Here is a 19,762-nt window from a genome sequence, read left to right on the forward strand (position 1 = left end):
AGTGATGCCGATGGCGTGCTTCGAGTCGAGCAGCGAGGTGACGGTGCCGGCGAGCGGGGCGCGCACGCTGCCCGAGACGGGGAGGATGGCGGCGCCGTCGCCGAGCACGCCGCCGGAGAACACCGGGTCGGCCACGTCGGCGAGAGGCACGACGGTGCCGGTGAGGGGCGAGACGAGGCGGATGGCGTGTGCCTGGCCGCGCGGCGCATCCGTCGACGAGGTCGTGGCAGCCGACCCCGAGGCGGGGGTGGCCGCCGCAGCGGCCGCCGCCTCGGCCTCGTCGCGCTCGCCCTTCAGCGAGGGCGACGTGGCGTCGTTCCAGAGCACGATCGAGAGCACGAACGCCACGGCGAGGGCGATCAGCGCGCCGATCACGGCGTTGACGAGGTTCCACGGGTTGGCGGCGTCGACGAACATCGTGATGCTCGCAAGGCCCGGGCCCACCACCGCGAACGCGGTCACGACGGTGAGGCCGAGGTAGGCGCCGCCGGCGAACGCGCCGGCCATGACCGAGAGCAGCACCTTGCGGTTCTGCAGGGTGACGCCGTAGATGGCGGGCTCGGTGATGCCGAACAGCGCCGAGATGCCGGCCGAGACGGCGACGGAGCGGAGCCGGGTGCTCTTCGTGCGGATGGCGACGGCGAACATGGCGCCGGACTCGGCGATGTTGTGGGCGAGCGAGGCCACGAGGTAGAACGACTCGCGGCCGTTCTGCGCCATGGTGGCGATGGTCGGCGGAATGAACGCCTTGTGCATGCCCACCGAGATGATGAGCGGGAGGATGGCGGCGAGCACGGCCACCGCGACCCAGCCGAGCGTGTTGTAGAGGCCGATCATGGCGGCGGTGAGGAGCGATCCGAGCCAGTAGCCGACGGGCCCGAGCACGAGGATGAGCAGGGGCGCCACGATGATGTAGCACATCAGCGGGGTGAAGAACACGCGGATCGGACCGGGCGACACCTTGTTGAAGAAGCGCTCGAGCGGCCACAGGGCGAGCACCGCGAGGATCGACGGGAACACCTGCGAGTTGTAGTTCACGACCTGCACGGGGATGCCGAACAGCGCGACACCGCCCTCCTGGTTGACCAGGGTCGTGAAGTTCGCGAACATCAGCACCGCCACGACGCCGAGGGCGAGCGGACGGTTGACGTTGAGCTTCTTGGCCGTCGTGTAGGCCACGAGGAGCGGCAGGAAGGCGAAGACGGCGTCCGGGATGGCCGAGAGCAGCAGGTAGGACTCGCTGTCGGTGGGCAGCCAGCCGAGAGCGCCCGCGCCGACGAGCAGCGACTTGAAGATGCCCGCGCCGGCGATGGCGGGGATGAGCGGGGTGAAGACGCTCACGATGAAGTCCATGAACACGCTGCCGGAGCGCTTCCAGGAGAACGGCTTGCGCGGGCCCGCCGGGGCATCCGCCGTGCCGCCCTTGCCGCCGCGCTCCTTCTCGACCGCGTTGTAGACGTTCACGACGTCGTTGCCGATCACCACCTGGGTCTGCGATCCGCTCCGCACGGCGCTGATCACGCCGGGGAGGCCCTTCAGGGTGTCGAGGTCGGCCTTGCCGTCGTCGACGAGGGTGAACCGGAGTCGGGTGCTGCAGTGGGTGAGGCCGGCGACGTTCTGGGTGCCGCCGACTCCGTCGAGGATGGCTTTCGCCTCGTCCTGTCGCGTCATGGGTGGGTCCTTCCTTGGATCCGGGTGCTCGGGCGTCATCGCGCCGGGGTGGTGCGGGCGTGCATCCGGGCACAAAAAAAGGACCCGAAGGCGCTCGCTCTCGCGATTGCTCTCGGATCCTGCCTGCGTGACCAGTTACATGTCCTGGAAGGGAAAATAGCACACGTTCCTGGGCGCCTCAAACCCGCGCCAGTGCCGACCCCGGTGCCTGCGCCGGTGTCCGGGCCGGTGCCCGTGCCGTCGGTGTCAGCCGATCTCGACGAGCACGCGGGGCAGCTCCTGCAGGAGCTCGCGGGCGAGGAAGCCGAGGGGGCCGACGTCGACCGCGAGCCGGTCGCCCGCGGCGGCGTGGGCGTGGGTGGCCCAGACGGCGGCCTGCTCGAGCGTGGCTCCGCGGGCGCAGAGCCCCGTGATCGCGCCCGCGAGCACGTCGCCGCTGCCCGAGGTGCCGAGGCCGCCGTGGCCGGTGCCGATCTGCCAGAGCCGGCCGTCCGGATGCGCGATGAGGCCCTGGCACGAGACGACCGCACCGTAGCCGCGCGCCACCTCGAGGGCGAGCGCGGCGGGGTCGGCGTCGCCGCTGTCGCTTCCGCCATCGGCGTCGCCGACATCGCCATCCTCGCCGTCGCCGTCGCCGTCGGCCAGGCCGTCCAGGAGCAGGCCGGCCTCGTTCGGATTCGGAGTGAGCACGAGCCGCCCGGCGAACGCGTCGCCCACGGCGGACTGCGGCAGCACGCCGAGAGCGTAGGCGTCGAGCACCACCACGGTCTGCTCCCCCACGAGCCCCGGCAGCAGGTCGAGCAGGCGGCGGGCCTGGTCGGCGTCGTCGAGGCCCGGGCCCACGAGCACGGCGTCGGCGTCGGCGAGATCGTGGGCCGCGACCTCGATCGAGGTGCCGTCGATGTGGAACAGCCCGTCCACCTCGGTCTCCGCCAGGGCCACGACGCCGCTCTCGGGGAGCGCCACCGACGCGGCCACGGCGACCCCTTCGGCGAGCGCCACCGTGAGTCGTCCTGCTCCCACGCGGAGCGCCGCCTCGGCGGCGAGCAGCGCGGCACCGGGCGAGCGACGGTCGCCGCCCACGATCACCACCTGCCCCCGGTCGTACTTCGACGAGCCGGGGCCGGGCAGCGACCACTCGCGCAGCAGCACGAGCGTCACCGCCTCCGGGCGCGGCCCAGCGGTGTCGGCAGTGGCGGTGTCGGCGGCGCTGTCGTCAGCGGGCGGGTTCTGCGGACTCATCGGTGTCTCCTCCGTGTCGTGTCGCCTCGACGTCGAGGCGGTCGAGGTGCCCGTGATGGGCGAATTCGGCGAGCTGCCACTGGGCGGCCGGCGAGGGCATCGCGGGGTCCTCCCGCGACGCGGGACCGGCCTCATCCGCGACCTCGGCGCGCACGAGCCTCGTGACCGAGGCGTTGACCACCACGTTCTCGCGCGCGAAGCCGAGCAGCTCCTCCTCGCTCCAGCCGAGGCAGACGTAGAGGAACAGCATGACCACGGCGTCGTGCGCCACCACGAGCAGCGGGCCGCCCTCCGGCGACGACGGAGCTTCGGCATCACGCAGGAACGACCGGATGCGCAGGGCCACATCCGCCCACGACTCCCCTCCCGGAGGCCGGTAGTAGAACTTGCCGAGCCACCGCCGCCGCTCGGCCTCCTCGGGGTGCAGCGCCTCCACCCCCGCCGCGGTGAGCAGGTCGAGGATGCCGAGCTCGCGATCGCGCAGCCGCTCGTCGACCCGCACCGGGAGCTCGGCACCGGCACTGGCACTGGCGAGCGCGATCGACGTCGTCTCGCGGGCGCGCCGGTAGGGCGAGCTCCACACCACGGGCGCGCGGCCCGGCGCGTTCTCACCCAGCCAGGCCCCGAGCGCCCCCGCCTGCTCGCGACCCGTCGGGCTCAGCGGCACGTCGGCGTCGCGCCACTCCACGACGATCCGCTCCTCGCCCGCGCGCTGCGCCTCGGTCGCGACGACGTTCGCCTCGCTCTCGCCGTGCCTCACCAGCCAGATCTCGGATGCGCCCATCCGCCCACGCTATTCCGATGCCGGGCAGTTGCCACCCCCTTTCCCGCGCGCAACCCGGCCGCCCCGGGCAGCGACCAGATCGACACCTGTTCACCTCCGCGAAACCCCCCATTGGGGGTCAGGCCACGAAGCCGCCCGGGCGCCGACCTAGCCTCGACGGGTCCTGGAACACCGATCGAAGGCCCCACCTCGCGCATGCACACGACGACCCCCACCACCGACGCCCGCCTCACCGCCGAGGCTCTCCCCCACGCCGGTTCCCGTCGCCCCGAGGCCGCTCGCCGCCCCGCCTCGCGGCTGGGGGCGCTCCTGCTCTCGGGAGCGCTGCTCGCAGCCCCCGCCGCGGTCGTCGGTGCCACCGCCCCGGCCGCCTCGGCGTCGACCGCGTCCGCCGCGTCCACCGCGTCCACCGCGTCCACCGCGTCCGCGCAGGCCACCCCCGCCTCTGCCCAGGCCGCCACCGCACACCCCGCCTCCGCCCAGGCCGCCTCCGCCCTGGCCGACCCCGACACCGGCGGCCTCGACCTCTCGGGAGGCGACTCCTCCCTCCTCAGCGCCGAGACCACCACCCTCGCCCCGGGCCTCGCCCTCACCGACTTCCGCCGCCTGCAGCCCGCCGGCTGGGTCACCGGCCACGTCATGAGCGCCGACCTCGGCACCCCCACCCTCTCGCTCGACGTGCTCGACCGCGGCGCCGTGAGCGGCGGCGCCACCCTCACCGAGCAGATCGCGGGCACCGGAGCCGTCGCGGCCGTCAACGGCGACTACTTCGACATGAACTACAGCGGCGCCCCCGTCGGCACCAACGTCTCGCCGACGTCCGGCCTCCGCTCGGCCGCTCCCGGTGAGCGCCAGGCCTTCACCCTCACCGACGGCCTCGCGGCGGTGCAGGCCCTCACGGCCACCGGATCCGTCACGATCGACGGCGTCCCCACCCCGGTCACGGGCGTCAACACGCCCGCACTCCCCGTCGACGGCCTCGGCTACTACACGAGCGCGTGGGGCGAGCACCCGCTCAGCCGGCCGCTCGGTGCTCCGGATGCGCTGAGCGGCTCCATCGCGGTCGTGACCGTCACCGACGGCGTCGTCGTCTCCGTCTCGACCGATCCGGCCGTCGCAGCGGCCCCCATCGCCATCCCCGAGGGCACGGGCGTGCTCATCGGCCGCGAGGCCGCCGCCGCCACGCTGGCCGCGCTCACCGTCGGCGAGCCCGTCGAGGTCACGGTCGGCACGAGCGCCGACGTCGATCTCGCGGTGAGCGGATCGCAGCGCCTCCTCGTCGACGGCGTGCAGACCGGCGAGGACCAGGTCGAGGCCGCCCGCACCGCCATCGGCGTGAGCCGGGACGGCACGAGGGTCACGGTCGTCTCGATCGACGGCCGCGCCGGTGACGGCCGCGGCATGACACTGCAGGAGCTCGGCGACCTCTTCCTCGACCTCGGTGCGCACAACGCGGTCAACCTCGACGGCGGCGGCTCCACGATGCTCGCCACGCGCGAGCCGGGCACCACCGAGGCCGTCATCCGCAACCGCCCCTCCGACGGGTCGGAGCGCGCGGTCGCCAACAGCCTCGCGTTCTTCTCCTCCGCAGCGCCGCTGCCGGCCCCCGTCGTCGACGACGTGCAGGTGCAGCCCGCCCTCGACCTCGCCCGCACCGGTGCCGCGAACGGCATCGGCACGGGCGCCGACGCCGTCTTCCCCGGTCTCACCCGCACCCTCACCGCGCAGGGCCTCGACGCCGACCGCGCGGGCGTGCCCGTCTCCGGCACCTTCGCCACGACCGACACCGCCACCGTCGCACTGCCGCAGGCCACGGACACCACGACCGACACCGCTCGCGTCACCGGTGTCGCCCCCGGCCGCGCCACCGTCGCGTTCAACGGCGTGGGCGATGCCAGCGGCAAGAGCGCCACCACGTCGCTCCGCGTGCTCGGCGACCTCGAGCGCATCCGCCCCTCCTCCACGGTGATCGCCCTCCCCGAGCCCGGGCAGAGCGCACGGCTGACCCTCACGGGGCTCGACGCCGACGGCTTCACGGCCCCGCTCGAGACCTCCGACCTCACGGTCACCCACGGCGACGACGTGAGCGTGACCCCCGACGGCCTCGACGGCTACCTCGTCGCCCCCACCACCGAGAGCGGATCCGCCACCGTCACGGTCAGCGCCCGCACCCCGAGCGGCGTCGTGATCGAGGTCGACGTCGCCGTCACGATCGGCTACCGGAGCGTCGGCGTCGCGGACTTCTCCGACGGCGCCTCCTGGACGAGCGCCGCCGACCGAGCCACGGGCAGCACCGCGGTCTCGACCGGCCCGAACGGCGAGCCCGCACTCACCCTCTCCTACGACTTCACCCAGAGCACCGGCACCCGCGGCTACTACGCGGTCGCGCCCGAGATGTCGACACCGGGGAGCCTCGGCCGCACGATCGAGGGCCAGCCGCAGGCACTCACCCTCTGGATCGAGGGCGACGGATCGGGCGTGTGGCCGCGCATCCAGATCAAGAACGGCGCCGGCACCACCGTCAACCTCGACGGGCCGTTCGTGACCTGGACGGGCTGGCAGCAGGCGCGGTTCACCGTCCCCGCCGGCACGCCCTACCCGCTTTCGTTGCAGCGCGTGCGCATGCTCGAGACCAAGTCGGCCGTGAGCTACCAGGGCGAGGTGAGCATCGCGGGCCTCGTGGCCGTGGTGGCGCCCGACGTCGACCAGCCCGTGACGCCCGTGGTCTTCGATCCGATGATCGTCACCGACGGATCGGTCGCCGGCCGCAGCCAGCAGATCGCCGTCATGAGCGACGCGCAGTTCGTGGCGCGCGATCCGTCGAGCCCGATCGTGGCGGCGGCCCGCGCGACGCTGCAGGAGATCGTGGCGGCCGACCCCGACTACCTCGTGGTGAACGGCGACCTCGTCGACGAGGCCTCCGAGGCCGACATCGCGTTCGCCGCCCGGCTGCTCGAGGAGGAGATCGGATCGCGGATCCCGTACCTCTACGTGCCCGGCAACCACGAGGTCATGGGCGGTTCGATCTCGAACTTCGAAGCCGTCTTCGGCGACACGCACCGCTCCGTCCAGCTCGGCAGCACGCTCCTGATCGGGCTCAACAGCTCGGCCGGCTCGTTCCGCGCCTCGGGGCTCGAGCAGCTCGAGTTCCTCGACGACGAGCTCGCCCGCGCCGCCTCGACCTCCGGCATCACGGGTGTCGTCGTGTTCCAGCACCACCCGGCCGACGACCCGCTGCCCAACAAGGCTTCGCAGCTCGGTGACCGCTTCGAGGCGGCGCAGTTCGTGCGCACCCTCACCTCGTTCCGCGCCGAGTCCGGCAAGTCGGTGGCGATGGTGAACGCGCACGTGGGCGTGTTCGACGCCACGAGCTACGACGGCGTCTCGCGCCTCGTGAACGGCAACTCGGGCAAGGGCCCGTCGGGCACCCCCGCCACGGGCGGCTTCACCGGCTGGACCATGCTCGGCATCAACCCCTCCGCCGGCGTCGTGGGCGACTCGCCCACCGTCGTCGCCGACCGCACCCGCTGGCTCCAGGCCGAGACGAAGCCGCGCGTGGAGTCGCTCGAGCTCGACGCCCCCACCGTGCTCACCGTCGGCGAGACGGTGCCGGTCTCCGCCAGCCTCCTGCAGGACTCTACCCGCGAGGTCCCCGTGCAGTGGCCCGTCAGCGCCTTCTGGAGCGGCACGTCGCTCGCCGTCGACGACGGCGCGGCGGATGCGGGCACCCCGGTCACGGGCACAGCGGATGCGACGACCACGGCCACGACCGAGCCCACGGCCACGGCCACGGGTACGGCCACCGGTGGACTCACGGCACTCGAGGCCCGTGCCGGCGAGACGGCGGCCGAGCCCGTGCTGCGCCTCAACCCGGCCACCGGTGAGCTCACGGCGGTCTCGGCGGGCACCGGCACCCTAGCGGTGACCGTCAACGGAGTCACGGCGACCGTCGAGGTCACCGTCGCGGAGGACCCCACCGATCCGACTGATCCCACGGACCCGACGGACCCCACTGATCCCACGGACCCGACCGATCCCACCGACCCGACCGATCCCACCGACCCGACGGACCCCACCGACCCGACGGACCCCACCGACCCGACGGACCCCACGGACCCGACCGACCCGACCGCGCCCAGCCCGGCGCCGGATGCCGGTCAGGACGGCCAGCCGGGTGGTGACCGCCCGGGCTCAGGAGCCGGCGATGACGGATCCCTCGCCTCGACCGGGTGGGAGCCCGGAGCGGCGGGCGCACTCGCCCTCCTGGTGCTCGCGGCGGGAGCCGCGCTCACGCTCCGCGCACGCCACCGCCGGGCCTGAGCACCCACGCCTGCACGCGGGCCGGGGCCACAGCACCGGCCGCGGCAAGCCATCCGCCGCCGACCGCCCTCACACGGTGGATCGGCGGCGGCGGGCTGCACCGATGGCCCCAGCGCCCATCACCCCTGCACCCATCACCACAGCATCAATCCCCACGGCACCAATCCCCACAGCGAGCATGGCTGCGGCGAGAAGGCCGAGCGCCCACGGCCACGGCTCCGCCCCCGTGTCGGCGAGGCGTGAGCCGGAGCCGGCAGCATCGGCACCGGGCGCAGGAGCAGGCGCGGCCCCACCGGCCGCGGCGGGCCTCGCCGGAGCGGCGGAGGTGGAGTCGCTGATGCCGTGGAGGTTCGCCGCCGCCACGTCGATCGTGTAGGCGGCGCCGTTCGTGAGCCCCGAGACCGTGACCGTGCGCACGTCGCCCGCCACGCTCCGGCGCTCGACCACCGCCCCCGACTCATCGCGCACCCGGACGAGGTGCTGGGTGGCGGCCTCGGAGCCTGCCGCCACGGAGCCGGCCGTCTCGGCCGTGAGCGTCGCAGGCGAGGCCCAGAGCGCCGTGATCGCGCCGCCACCCGACGTGGTCGACACCGCGGCGACCGGCGCGGGCGCCGACCCGTTGTTCTGCACGAGGATCTGCCCGGTCGCGTCGTCGTAGGCGACCGTGCGGTCGAGGAAGAACGCGTTGCCGGTGTTGAGGTGCTTGTCGGTGATGACGTCGAAGAACTCGATCTTGTGCACCGCGTCGGTCACCACCCAGCTCGCGAACGTGCTCCCGGCGGAGCCTGCGGCGTCCTCGGTGGCGAACTTCAGCGACAGGTCGGGCTTCACCGTTCCGATCACGGTCTGGGCGGGAGCAGGCGTCGGTGCGGGGGTCGGGGCGGACGTCGGGGCGGGCGTCGGTGTGGGTGCAGCCGACGGTGTGGGAGCAGGGGTCGGGAACAGATCGACGAGCGGCAGGAACTGCGACCCCGTGAGCATCCCGGTGGGCGCGCCCGTGTCGATCGTGGTCGCCTGGCAGAGCGGCGCCACCTCCTCGAGGCTCCAGCACAGCGGAACGGCCTTCTCGTAGACCGTCGATCCGTTCGGGTACTCCCCTGATGCCGAGTACACCGAGTTCTCCTCGTCCGCCGCACTCGGATCCGGTGCCGCCGTGGCCTGGATCACGGTCACGCCCTCGGCACCGGCCTGAAGCGTCGGCGCTCCGAGCGTGAGCGTGCCCGAGGTCGGCTTGCCCTCGGCCGACAGGCCGAAGTCGAGCGTGAAGCCCTCCGAGAGCGCGGCGTCGTCGAACTGCCGCAGCGGGCTGTACCAGTGGTGGCGCTCGTTCAGAGCCGGATCCAGCACCATCTGCAGCGTCTGGCCCACCCCCATGATGCCGTCGACCTCGACGCCGCCGAAGTCGCAGCTCGAGCAGGTGCCGGCCAGGAAGTTCACGTCGGAGGCCTTCTGCCCGCCGATCGAGAAGTCGGCCGACGCGATCGTGCCCGTCACGCTCGATCCGACGTAGGTCACCGCGGCGGGAGCATCGGTCGCGGTGCTGCCGGCCACGTCCGTCCACAGCACGAGCGCCGTCGATCCGGTGTCGAGGATGACGGTGTACGGATCCGGGTCGGAGCCCAGCATGATCTCCACGGTCGGGTAGTACGCGCCGTTCTGCTTCGCCGTGCCCGCGTGGGTCTGCGACAGCGTGACCGGAACCTCCACCGGCTCGGGGGTCGTGCCCATCGCCAGCGCCGGAGCCGCGAGCCCCAGCGTGACCAGGCCCAGCGCGGCGAGCGCGCCGAGCGTCGCCACCCCGGCCTTCCGCATGGTGTTCCCCGACATCCGATCCCCCGTCCCGGCCGCGACGCGGCGCGATCGGATGCTATCGGCCACGGCGACGGCCGCCGAACCGGTCGCGGGGAAGTACGCGCCGATATAGTTATCACGACATAACCATCTCCGGAGAAGGCGCACGAGCGCCGGAGTCGGTGCAGAAGGAGCAGACCATGCAGGAGCCGGCCCCGCCGACATCCGCGTCCACCTCGACGGACACCGCCCGGGCCGGGCGTCCCGGCATCACCCCGGGCCTGCTCGTCGTGCTCGCCCTGCTCTCGGCTATCGCCCCGATCGGCACCGACCTCTACCTGCCCGCGTTCACGCAGATGACGGGCGACCTCGATGCCAGCGCCACCGAGGTGCAGCTCTCGCTCACGGCGTTCCTGCTCGGTGTGGCGGGCGGCCAGCTCGTCTTCGGCCCGCTCTCGGACCGCTTCGGCCGCTTCCGGCCCCTCCTCATCGGCTCCATCATCTGCGTGGTCGCGAGCGCCGCCGCAGCCCTCGCCCCCACCATCGGCGTCCTCGTGGTCGCGCGCCTCGTGCAGGGCATGGCGGGGGCGGCCGGCATGGTGATCGGCCGCGCGATGGTCTCCGACCTCGCGAGCGGCCGGGCCGCCGCCCGGGCCTTCAGCCTCATGATGATCGTGGGCGGCGTGGCGCCCGTGCTCGCCCCGTTCATCGGCAGCCTGCTCACCGACGTGGTCCGCTGGCGTGGCATCCTGTGGGTGGTCACGGGGCTCGCCGTCGTCATGCTCGTGGCCGTCGTCGTCGTGGTGCGCGAGACGCACACCGGGCGCCGCCCGCTCGACCGGCCGGCCGGTGTGGGCAAGCGTGCCCTCGTCTCGCGCACCTATCTCGGCAACCTGCTCGCCTTCGGCTTCGGGTTCTCGGTCATGATGGCCTACATCTCGGCGTCGCCGTTCGTCTACCAGGTGATGGTGGGCATGACCCCGCTGCAGTACGGCCTGAGCTTCGGCGTCAACGCGGTGGGACTCGTGGGCATGAGCGCGATCTCGGCCCGCCTCACCTCCCGCTTCGCGCCGCGGCGCCTGCTCGGCACGGGGCTGACCCTCGTGCTCGCGGCGACCGTCGTGCTCCTCGCCCTCGTGCTGACCGGCGCTCCCGCCGCCCTGCTGCCGATCCCGATCTTCGTGGCGGTGGCGAGCCTCGGGCTCGTGATGGGCAACGCCACGGCGGGCGCTCTGGCCGCCGTGCCGCACATCGCGGGCCTCGGATCGGCCGTGCTCGGCGCACTGCAGTTCGGCCTGGCCGCTCTCGTCTCGCCGCTCGTGAGCCTCGGCGGCGAATCGAGCGCCCTGCCGCTCGCGATCGTGATGTGCAGCTCGGCCGTGATCGCCGTCACCGCCTTCCTCGTGGCCGGTCCGCGACGAGAATCGCTCACAGCGATCTCCCGGGAATAACCTCGCCTCCCCGGCGTTGAACTTGAGCGTAAGGCACTCAAGTTTCAAACCAGGAGGTTTCGTGCCCGAGAACTTCACCCCAGACGGCGCCCAGGAGAACGGCGGCAACTCGTTCGACGAGTTCCTCGCACGCTACCTCGAGGGCGAGCAGCGCGCGGCACGGGCCGGGCGCTCCATCGATCTCAGCAAGCTGATCAGCCGCCGCACGCAGGAGCTGCTCGCCGAGGCCGGCCAGTACGCGATCGGCCACGGACACCGTGAGCTCGACGCACTGCACATCCTGCGCACGATCGCGCCCCAGCAGCCGGCCTCCGACGCCATCCGCGGCGTCGGCGCCGACCCGGCGGCCATCGTGCGTGCCGCCGAGTCGCGGCTGCCCGCTCGGAGCGGCGACCCGGTCACGGCCCCGGCCCTCACCCAGAGCGCTCAGCGGGCGCTGTTCCACGCCTACCAGGTGGCACGCGCCTCGGGCTCGACCTACATCGACCCCGAGCACCTCTTCTTCGCGCTCGTCATCAACCAGGACTCCCCCGCCGGCCAGGTGCTGGCGCAGGCGGGCGTGACCCCGGATGCGCTGCAGGAGGGCCTGCGCCAGAACCTGGGTGCGTCCGCAGGCTCCGCCGGTCTCGGTGACCCCGCCGCCCAGGCGGCCGCCGCATCCGGAGCGTCGGACGACGCCTCGGCCACCCCCACCCTCGACAAGTTCGGCACCGACCTCACCGCCCTCGCGGCGGCCGACGAGCTCGACCCGGTCGTCGGCCGGCACGACGAGATCGAGCAGACCGTCGAGATCCTCTCGCGGCGCACCAAGAACAACCCGGTGCTGATCGGCGAGGCGGGTGTCGGCAAGACGGCCATCGTCGACGGCATCGCCCAGGCGATCGTCGACGGCGCGGTGCCCGAGCAGCTGCGCGGCAAGCGCGTGGTCTCGCTCGACCTACCCGCGATGCTCGCGGGCACCCGGTTCCGCGGCGACTTCGAGGAGCGCCTGACCACCCTGATGGACGAGATCGCCGCCCACAAGGACGAGCTGATCGTGTTCATCGACGAGATCCACACGGTCGTCGGCGCCGGCGGCTCCGGCGAGGGCGGCATGGACGCGGGCAACATCCTGAAGCCGCGCCTGGCCCGGGGAGACCTGCACCTCGTGGGTGCGACCACGCTCAAGGAGTACCGCGGCATCGAGAAGGATCCCGCTCTCGAGCGCCGGTTCTCGCCCGTGACCGTGGGCGAGCCCTCGGTTGACGACGCCGTGCTCATCCTGCAGGGCCTCCGCCCCGCCTACGAGGAGCACCACGGCGTGAGCTACACCGACGCCGCCCTCTCGGCCGCCGTCGAGCTCTCGGCGCGCTACGTGAGCGACCGCTTCCTGCCCGACAAGGCGATCGACCTGATCGACCAGGCCGGCGCGCGGCTGCGGCTCTCGCTCGGCTCGGTGCCGGAGGTGGTCGACATCTCGGCGCTGCAGGCCGACCTCGCCGCCCTCGAGGGTGCGAAGAACGCCGCCGTCTCGGCCGAGCACTACGAGGAGGCCTCGCGCATCCGCGACGAGATCGAGGACATCCAGCACCAGCTCGCCGAGGCCACCTCGGTGGCCCGTCGGGTGGCGTCCGAGCGCGCCTCGGGAGGTGTCGACCCGCACGCCGTGGTCGACGAGGCCGAGATCGCCGCGGTGATCTCGCGGGCCACCGGCATCCCGGTGTCGCGCCTCGGAGACGTGGACCGCACCCGGCTGGCCGCCCTCGAGGGCGAGCTGCACGAGCGTGTGATCGGTCAGGACGACGCCGTCACGGTGGTCGCCAAGGCCGTGCGCCGCAACCGCACGGGCATGGGAGACGCGAACCGGCCGATCGGCTCGTTCCTGTTCCTCGGCCCCACCGGTGTCGGCAAGACCGAGCTCGCGAAGTCGCTCGCGGAGTCGCTGTTCGGCGACGCCTCGGCGATGCTGCGCTTCGACATGTCGGAGTTCGGCGAGCGCCACACGGTCTCGCGCCTGGTCGGCGCCCCTCCCGGCTACGTCGGCTACGACGAGGCCGGTCAGCTGACCGAGCGCGTGCGCCGGAACCCGTACTCGGTGGTGCTGTTCGACGAGATCGAGAAGGCGCACCCGGATGTCTTCAACCTGCTCCTGCAGGTGCTCGACGACGGGCGGCTCACCGACTCGCAGGGCCGGACGGTCGACTTCCGCAACACGGTCGTGATCATGACCTCGAACCTGGGTTCGGAGTTCCTGGCCTCGCGCTCGGGCGCGATGGGCTTCGTGGCCGCCGCACCCGACGGCTCCTACGACGCCACGGGCTTCGGCTCGGACAAGGCGCTGCGCGACCGCGTGATGGGCAAGCTGCGTGAGGCCATGCGGCCGGAGTTCCTGAACCGGATCGACGAGATCGTGCTCTTCCGCAAGCTCGAGAAGGTGCAGCTGCGCCAGATCGTGTCGCTGCTGCTGGGTGCCACCCGTGCCCGTCTCGGCGCGCGGGAGATCACGCTCGAGGTCACGGAGGCCGCGATCGACTGGATGGCCGACAACGGCTACGAGCCCGAGTACGGCGCGCGTCCGCTCCGCCGGGTCATCCAGCGCAACGTCGACGACCGCATCGCCGACCTGCTCGTGGCGGGCACCCTCGCCGACGGCGGCACGGTCACCCTCGACGCCCCCGCCGGCGCCCTCACGGTCACCCCGGGCTCCACCCCCGCGGTGCTCCTGGCGGCATAACCCCCCTCCCCCCACCCGACGCATCCGTGAGTCGCGTCGAAGTGTCCTTATTCCGCCCTAGAAGGGCCGGATGACGACACTTCGGCGCGACTCACCTGCATGTGGGGCGGGGGGCGGGGGCTTAGGGTTCGGGCGCGAGCAGGTTCGGAGATAGGGCAGACGGCGGAGGTGGGCGAGCGGGCTCAGCGAGCACCGTGGAGACATCGAAAGTCGATCTCCACGGAAGGTGCTCCCATGCTGTTCTTCATCGTCGTCCTCACCGGACTCGTGCTGTGGGCGGTCTTCGCAGCCGTCGTCGCCACCACGAGCGACACCGACCGGCACACCCACCACGAAGCGGATGCCGACACGTGGCACCTGGGTACCGCCGAGCAGGCGGCATCCGGGACCCGGGGCTGATCCGTCGCCCCGCCCGCTCCGCGAGGATCGGGGAAAGACGATCCGGGAGGTCAGACCATGTCGGAAGTGTGGTGCATCGTGAGCGAGGACAACATCGGCGGGAGGGCTCTCGCCGAGGCCCTGCTCGAGGAGTCGCAGGAGGTCGCCGTGCTCTCGCGCGACGTCGAGCCGTTCGCGCTGCTCGTCAACTCCTACGCCGACTCGATCGTGCCGGCCGAGCTCCGGCACGCCGACCTGCTCGACCTCGCCGAGGCGCTCACCGGCATCGAGCAGAGCTTCCCGACCGTCGACGTCGTCGCCCTGGTGGGCGCAGACGACGACGAGCGGATGCACGCGGCCGGCGATCTCCTGCTCGCCAGGTGGCCCGAGGCCGAGCTGGTCATCGTGTCGGCGGCCCGGCCGCTCGCCGCGGTGCCCGCCTGACCGGCGGTCGGGCCCGGCCGATTCAGACGGCCGATTGAGACGGCCGACTCAGACGGCCGCAGCGGTACCGGCGCGAGGGCGATGCGCCGCCGCCGCCGCTGCCGCCGCCGCACGCCGCTCGGCCAGGTGGAGCCGCTTGGGATCGTGCAGCAGCACCTCGTCGGGCGCCCGCAGCCGATCGATCAGCAGCTCCAGCAGCGGATGCCGGTCGAGGCCGGCAGGGTGCGGCTGAGCCTCCGAAGACGCTCGGGCGGGCATCCGGCGCACCGACGCCCCGGCCGCGATCCCTCCGGCCACCGCCGGCACCGGCACGATCCAGAGCACCACCCAGAGCTCGGGCACGAGCGCCACGGCCGTCACGATGGCGGCGACCACCACGAACAGTGCCGCGCCGACGCCCACGAGCACAGACCCGAGCCGGGTCGGCAGGAGGCGCGCACCGTTCCGCCAGCCGAGGGCCGCGCCCATCGCCGAGCAGGCCGCGAGGAGGAGGGCGATCTGCACGCCGAGGATGAGGAACGACCCCGAGAACCCGAGGTCGGCCTTGGCCGAGAGCACCACGACGGCCTGGATCGAGAGGAAGCTGGAGAGGAAGGTCGCGACTCCCCCGGCGGTGGAAAAGCGCAGGACCGCCCGCCTGTGTGACTCCGTTGTCATGCCCCTACCCTGGCACGACATCCTGAACGACCGCCAGGGCCGCCGCTCCCCCGCCGACAGCCCCCGGGATGAGCACGGGCGCCGTAACATTGCCGGTCGCCGCCGCAACGTCGACTAGGGTCGTGGAACACCCCGGCGCCTTGGCGGAGTGGCTACGCAGCGGTCTGCAAAACCGTGTACACGGGTTCGAATCCCGTAGGTGCCTCCACGAACCGCCCTCTACCCGCGGGCCGCCCGACCCGCGCGCACCCGAGCTCCGGATGCGCGCCGGTCACGCAGCAGCTGCACCGTGTAGTCGACGTTCGCGACGGCGTGGAGCACGACCGCCACACCCACCCACGCCAGGCCGAACAGCACGAGCGCGCCGTTCGTGGGCGCGAGCCATTCGATCAGGAGCAGCAGCGGGAACCCCACCATGAGCAGCACGGTGCGGAGCTTGCCGATGACGCGCACGGGCACGATGCCGGGCCTCGTGACGAGCACGGTGACGCCGAGCAGCAGATCGGCCACGAGCAGCACGGCGGCCATCCAGAGCGGCACGATCCCGGCCACGACGAGCGTGACGCACACCGCGAACTGGCTCACCCGGTCGGCGATCGGGTCGAGCTTCTTGCCGAGATCGGTCGTGAGGTCGAAGCGGCGCGCGATGAAGCCGTCGGCCCAGTCGGTGACGCCCAACACGATCAGCACGACGAGGGCCCAGAACGGGCTCCTCCAGACCAGCAGCACCACCACGAACAGCGGTGTCAGGACGACGAGGCGCCCGATCGAGATGGTGTTCGGGACGTTCACGCGTCGGGAAGCGACTCGGTCGTCACGATCGTGCCGGTCCAGCCGGGCTGGGCGGCGATGATCCCGATGAGCTCGGCGTTGATGTACAGCGTTCCCCCGTCGGCCCCCGCCTGATGGAAGTAGGAGTCGGCGAACACCATGTCGCTCAGCACGACCTTGACGCCGGGAAAGGTCTGCACGATGCGCGCGATGGCGCGTTCCGGGTCGGGCATGACCTCTCCTTTCGCTAGCCTGGGACCAGCTTACTTCTAGGGGGTATCCGGCAATGGAGTTCCAGACCGAATCGATCGGTGACGACATCGTCGTCATCCGCGGTGACGGGCGGTTGAACATGGTCTCGGGCCCGGCCCTCCGTGAGACCGTCACCCGCGCGGTCGAGGGCGGGCGGGCTCGCGTCGTCGTCGACCTCAGCCGCATCCCCTTCATGGACTCGTCCGGACTCGGAGCGCTCATCGCCGGCCTCAAGACGGCGAGGGAGAAGGGCGGCGACCTCCGGATCGTGCAGCCCTCGACGCAGGTCGCGATGGTGCTGAAGCTCTCGAACGTCGACAAGATCCTCCCCGCCTTCGACAGCACCGAGGAGGCCTACGGTGACTGAGGAGCGCAAGAACCTCGTCTTCAGCGCGCCGCCGGACGACGTCGACGCGGTGCACGAGTTCCTCGAGACCGTGTGGGAGGCGAACCTCGGCGTGAGCGAGTTCGACCGCATGGCCTTCGAGACCGCCCTCATCGAGCTCGCCTCGAACGTCATCCAGCACGCCGCGGGCGAGGGCGGGGTCACGTGCGTGCTCACGGTCGAGGCCGACGAGAACGGCCTCTCGGCGTCGCTCGCCGACACGGCTGATGCGGGCGGCATCGTGCTCATGGACCGCTCGATGCCCGACGAGCTGAGCGAGTCCGGCCGCGGCATCGCGCTCATCCAGGCGCTCGTCGACGACCTGCGCTACGAGCGGGTCGACGAGCACAACGTGTGGTCGATCAGCCGCGCGCGGGAGTCCGGCGGCAGCTGACCGTCAGCTCTTCCGGAAGACGATGACGGCGGTGACGTCGTCGTCGCCCCCACCGCTTCCGGCGACCAGCGCCGAGATCGCCTCCGCGGCCGCCGACGGCGAGTCGGCACCGGCCACGATGGCCGTGATGTCGTCGAGCGAGTCGAGCGTGCCGTCGTAGAGGTCGAGGAGCCCGTCGGTGAAGCTGATCAGGCGGTCCCCCGGCGCGAGCGTCGCCTCGGCGGCCGTCCACAGCCCGTCCTGCACGATGCCGATCGGCAGTCCGGTGGCGTCGAGTCGCTCGTAGCCGCCATCCGGATGCACCACGACGCTGAGACCGTGCCCGGCGTCGGCGAAGCGGATGCGCCCGCTCGCGGTGTCGATGCGGGCGTGGAAGAGGGTGGCGAACGAGCCGGTCTGGCCGAGGTCGCTCGCGAGCTGCGCGTTCACGTGCCGGATCGCCTCCACCACGTCGAGACCCGTCTGCGACTGGAAGGCCGCGCGCACCGTCGCGGCGAGGATGGCGCCGGCGGTGCCCTTGCCCATCACATCGGCGAGGGTCAGCTCGATGCCGCCCTCCGAGCCGTGCCAGGAGTAGAAGTCGCCGGCCACGGTGCGGGCGGGAAGACACACGCCCGCCACCTCGAAGGCGGGGAGGCCCGGCTGCGCCTGCGGCAGCAGCTGCTGCTGCACCTCGGCGGCGCGGTCGAGGTCGGCGGAGTCCTGCAGTTCGCGCTCGACCCAGTCGCCGAGCTCCTCGAGAAGTCGCTCCTCATCGGGGCCGAACTCGCGCGGGGCCGTGTCGACGAGGCACAGCGTGCCCACGCGGTGGTCGTCGCCGAGGCTGAGCGGCCGGCCGGCGTAGAAGCGGATGTGCCGCTCGCCCGTGACGGTGTCGCGCCACGAGAAGCGGTCGTCCTTCGTCGCATCCGGAACCACGAGGATCTCGGGGCGCTGGATGGTGATGTCGCAGAACGACTGCGAGCGCGGGCTGAACAGCTCCGCATCCTTCGGCTGGGGTGACTTGGTGAACTGCCGGGTCGCATCGAGCAGGTTGATCTCGGCCACCGGAACGCCGAACAGCTCGCGGGCGATGCGGGTGATGCGGTCGAAGCGCTCCTCGCCCGGCGTGGCGAACAGGTTGAGCCGCTCCACCGCCGCGATCCTGAGCTGCTCGAAGCGCTCGCGATCGATGCCGTCGTCGTCGACCCGTGTCTCACCCATGACTGCCAGCGTAGTCAAGCCCTTGCGCCCCGAGGGTGCCGCCGGCCCTCTGGGGGTCGGAGTCAGGGCGTCGGAGTCAGGCGGAAGATGCGGAGCGTGCGCCCTGACGCACGCTCGTAGCCACGGTATCCCGGCCACTGCGCCTCGATGAAGGCCCAGACGGCTTCCCGCTCGTCGTCGCCCACGAGCTCGGCGCGCACGCGGATGCTCCGGCGCCCGACCTCGACGACGGCGTCGGGGTGCGCGAGCAGGTTGGCGCTCCAGGCGGGGTGGTTCTGCCCGGCGAAGTTGCTGCCGGTCACGAGCAGCGCGCCGTCGGGCTCAGGGCAGTACATGAGCTCGGTGGAGCGCGGGAGCCCGCTCCTCGCACCCGTCGTGTGCAGCACGAGTGAGGGCACGAGCAGGCCGCTGAGGGGCCGGCCGCCGCGGTTCAGCACCGCCCAGACGCGCTCGAGCGGTGGCATGACGGTCGGTCCGAACCGTCGGAAGAGGCGCGAGCGCGAGAACCGCGCCACGGCCCTGCGGATGCCGCGCTGGAGCGTTGCCATGCAGCCATCCTGCACCGTCCCGGGCGGGTGTCCGCGGTCCTGCCCGTCAGCCGGGCAGGACCGCGCGCCTCGATCAGTACCAGTTGACCGACTGCGAGTGCGACCACGCGGAGCACGGGGTGCCGTAGCCGCGGGAGATGTAGTCGAGCCCCCAGGTGATCTGGGTCACGGCGTTCGTGGCCCAGTCGTCGGCGACGGTCGCCATCTTGCTGCCGGGCAGCGACTGCGGGATGCCGTAGGCGCCGCTCGAGGCGTTCTCGGCCTGGTAGTTCCAGCCGGACTCCTTGGTCCAGAGCGAGTCGAGGCACTGCATCTGGTCGCTGCCCCAGCCGCGCTCGGCCACGAGGTCGGCGGCCACGACGCGGGCACCGTCCGGAGTGTTCGCCAGGGCGAGGCGCTCGGCAGCGGCCTGCGCAGCGGCTTCCGCCTCGGCGGCAGCGGCTGCCTCGGCTGCTGCTGCTGCGGCGGCCGCCTCAGCGGCAGCGTCGGCGACGGCCTTGTCGACGGCCGCGGCCTGCACCGTGGCCGCGCCGGTCTGCACCACGGCGGTGGTGGTGAGGGTCTGCACGGTCGTCGTGTCGAGGTAGGCGTAGTTCACGAGCGAGGCCAGGGAGGCCACGAGCGGAGCGGTGTCGACCTTACCCGCCACGGCGCCGAGGGCGGCGTGACCGGCGTCGAGCGCTGCCTCGGCCCGGGCGTCGGCCTTCTCCGAGGCGCGCACGAAGAAGGCGGAGGAGCCGTCGGCGGGGGCGTCGGCC

At 72.4% G+C, this 19,762-nt stretch carries 17 protein-coding genes and 1 tRNA gene; 8 read left to right on the forward strand and 10 right to left on the reverse strand.

Annotation, left to right across the window (positions count from 1 at the left end; genetic code table 11):
• From Q0D57_RS11030 to Q0D57_RS11040, 3 genes are all read right to left on the reverse strand, one after another.
• On the reverse strand, positions 1 to 1,671 hold a 1,671-nt coding region (locus Q0D57_RS11030), incomplete at its 3' end, for a PTS transporter subunit EIIC (protein ID WP_291043205.1).
• Between the two features lie 246 nt (positions 1,672 to 1,917).
• The gene (locus Q0D57_RS11035; RefSeq protein ID WP_291043208.1) at positions 1,918 to 2,913 is read right to left on the reverse strand and encodes an ADP/ATP-dependent (S)-NAD(P)H-hydrate dehydratase; all 996 of its coding nucleotides are present in this window, start codon (positions 2,911 to 2,913) and stop codon (positions 1,918 to 1,920) included.
• Entirely contained in the window at positions 2,888 to 3,697 is an 810-nt protein-coding gene (locus Q0D57_RS11040) for a histidine phosphatase family protein (protein ID WP_291043211.1), read from the reverse strand. Before Q0D57_RS11040 ends, Q0D57_RS11035 begins: the two co-directional genes overlap by 26 nt.
• A gap of 195 nt (positions 3,698 to 3,892) precedes the next feature.
• Here Q0D57_RS11040 and Q0D57_RS11045 point away from each other — a divergent pair, with 195 nt between their 5' ends.
• Complete coding sequence (locus Q0D57_RS11045; RefSeq protein ID WP_291043214.1) at positions 3,893 to 8,017, forward strand: phosphodiester glycosidase family protein; 4,125 nt, start codon at positions 3,893 to 3,895, stop codon at positions 8,015 to 8,017.
• Between the two features lie 69 nt (positions 8,018 to 8,086).
• Here Q0D57_RS11045 and Q0D57_RS11050 read toward each other — a convergent pair whose 3' ends face one another.
• Entirely contained in the window at positions 8,087 to 9,844 is a 1,758-nt protein-coding gene (locus tag Q0D57_RS11050; protein ID WP_291043216.1) for a hypothetical protein, read from the reverse strand.
• A 164-nt stretch (positions 9,845 to 10,008) separates the two neighbouring features.
• Here Q0D57_RS11050 and Q0D57_RS11055 point away from each other — a divergent pair, with 164 nt between their 5' ends.
• From Q0D57_RS11055 to Q0D57_RS11070, 4 genes are all read left to right on the forward strand, one after another.
• Complete coding sequence (locus tag Q0D57_RS11055) at positions 10,009 to 11,259, forward strand: multidrug effflux MFS transporter (RefSeq protein WP_291043219.1); 1,251 nt, start codon at positions 10,009 to 10,011, stop codon at positions 11,257 to 11,259.
• A gap of 61 nt (positions 11,260 to 11,320) precedes the next feature.
• On the forward strand, positions 11,321 to 13,972 hold the full coding sequence (locus Q0D57_RS11060) for an ATP-dependent Clp protease ATP-binding subunit (RefSeq protein ID WP_291043222.1): 2,652 nt from the start codon (positions 11,321 to 11,323) through the stop codon (positions 13,970 to 13,972).
• 234 nt (positions 13,973 to 14,206) lie between these two features.
• Positions 14,207 to 14,371, forward strand: a complete 165-nt coding sequence (locus Q0D57_RS11065) for a hypothetical protein (RefSeq protein ID WP_291043224.1) — start codon at positions 14,207 to 14,209, stop codon at positions 14,369 to 14,371.
• Positions 14,372 to 14,449: 78 nt separating this feature from the next.
• Positions 14,450 to 14,794 carry a hypothetical protein gene (locus tag Q0D57_RS11070; RefSeq protein WP_291043227.1) on the forward strand — a complete coding sequence of 115 codons (345 nt, stop codon included), beginning with the start codon at positions 14,450 to 14,452 and terminating at the stop codon, positions 14,792 to 14,794.
• 48 nt (positions 14,795 to 14,842) lie between these two features.
• Here the strand turns inward: Q0D57_RS11070 and Q0D57_RS11075 are convergent, their stop codons facing one another.
• A complete protein-coding gene (locus Q0D57_RS11075; RefSeq protein WP_291043230.1) occupies positions 14,843 to 15,451 on the reverse strand; it encodes a hypothetical protein in 609 nt (202 codons plus the stop codon).
• 134 nt (positions 15,452 to 15,585) lie between these two features.
• Here Q0D57_RS11075 and Q0D57_RS11080 point away from each other — a divergent pair.
• Positions 15,586 to 15,659, forward strand: a tRNA-Cys gene (locus Q0D57_RS11080).
• Between the two features lie 11 nt (positions 15,660 to 15,670).
• On the opposite strand, the gene Q0D57_RS11085 is transcribed toward Q0D57_RS11080, so the two are convergent.
• Entirely contained in the window at positions 15,671 to 16,243 is a 573-nt protein-coding gene (locus Q0D57_RS11085; RefSeq protein WP_291043233.1) for a CDP-alcohol phosphatidyltransferase family protein, read from the reverse strand.
• Positions 16,240 to 16,455: a hypothetical protein gene (locus Q0D57_RS11090; RefSeq protein ID WP_291043236.1), complete on the reverse strand. Its 216-nt coding sequence runs from the start codon at positions 16,453 to 16,455 to the stop codon at positions 16,240 to 16,242. The genes Q0D57_RS11085 and Q0D57_RS11090 overlap by 4 nt, the downstream gene beginning before the upstream one ends.
• A gap of 53 nt (positions 16,456 to 16,508) precedes the next feature.
• Between Q0D57_RS11090 and Q0D57_RS11095 the strand changes: the two genes are divergently transcribed.
• On the forward strand, positions 16,509 to 16,841 hold the full coding sequence (locus tag Q0D57_RS11095; RefSeq protein WP_291043240.1) for an STAS domain-containing protein: 333 nt from the start codon (positions 16,509 to 16,511) through the stop codon (positions 16,839 to 16,841).
• Positions 16,834 to 17,253, forward strand: coding sequence for an ATP-binding protein (locus Q0D57_RS11100; protein ID WP_291043243.1), 420 nt, complete (start codon positions 16,834 to 16,836; stop codon positions 17,251 to 17,253). Before Q0D57_RS11095 ends, Q0D57_RS11100 begins: the two co-directional genes overlap by 8 nt.
• 3 nt (positions 17,254 to 17,256) lie before the next feature.
• On the opposite strand, the gene Q0D57_RS11105 is transcribed toward Q0D57_RS11100, so the two are convergent.
• The 3 genes from Q0D57_RS11105 to Q0D57_RS11115 all read right to left on the reverse strand — a co-directional run.
• Positions 17,257 to 18,456 (reverse strand): GAF domain-containing SpoIIE family protein phosphatase, encoded by a 1,200-nt coding sequence (locus tag Q0D57_RS11105; protein ID WP_291043246.1) that lies wholly within the window; start codon positions 18,454 to 18,456, stop codon positions 17,257 to 17,259.
• Positions 18,457 to 18,518: 62 nt separating this feature from the next.
• On the reverse strand, positions 18,519 to 19,004 hold the full coding sequence (locus Q0D57_RS11110) for a nitroreductase family deazaflavin-dependent oxidoreductase (protein WP_291043249.1): 486 nt from the start codon (positions 19,002 to 19,004) through the stop codon (positions 18,519 to 18,521).
• Between the two features lie 73 nt (positions 19,005 to 19,077).
• Positions 19,078 to 19,762, reverse strand: a 685-nt coding sequence (locus tag Q0D57_RS11115) for a phospholipase (protein ID WP_291043252.1), incomplete at its 5' end; no start/stop codon positions are given.

It is taken from the genome of Herbiconiux sp. (assembly GCF_023264895.1).
Classification (GTDB): domain Bacteria; phylum Actinomycetota; class Actinomycetes; order Actinomycetales; family Microbacteriaceae; genus Herbiconiux.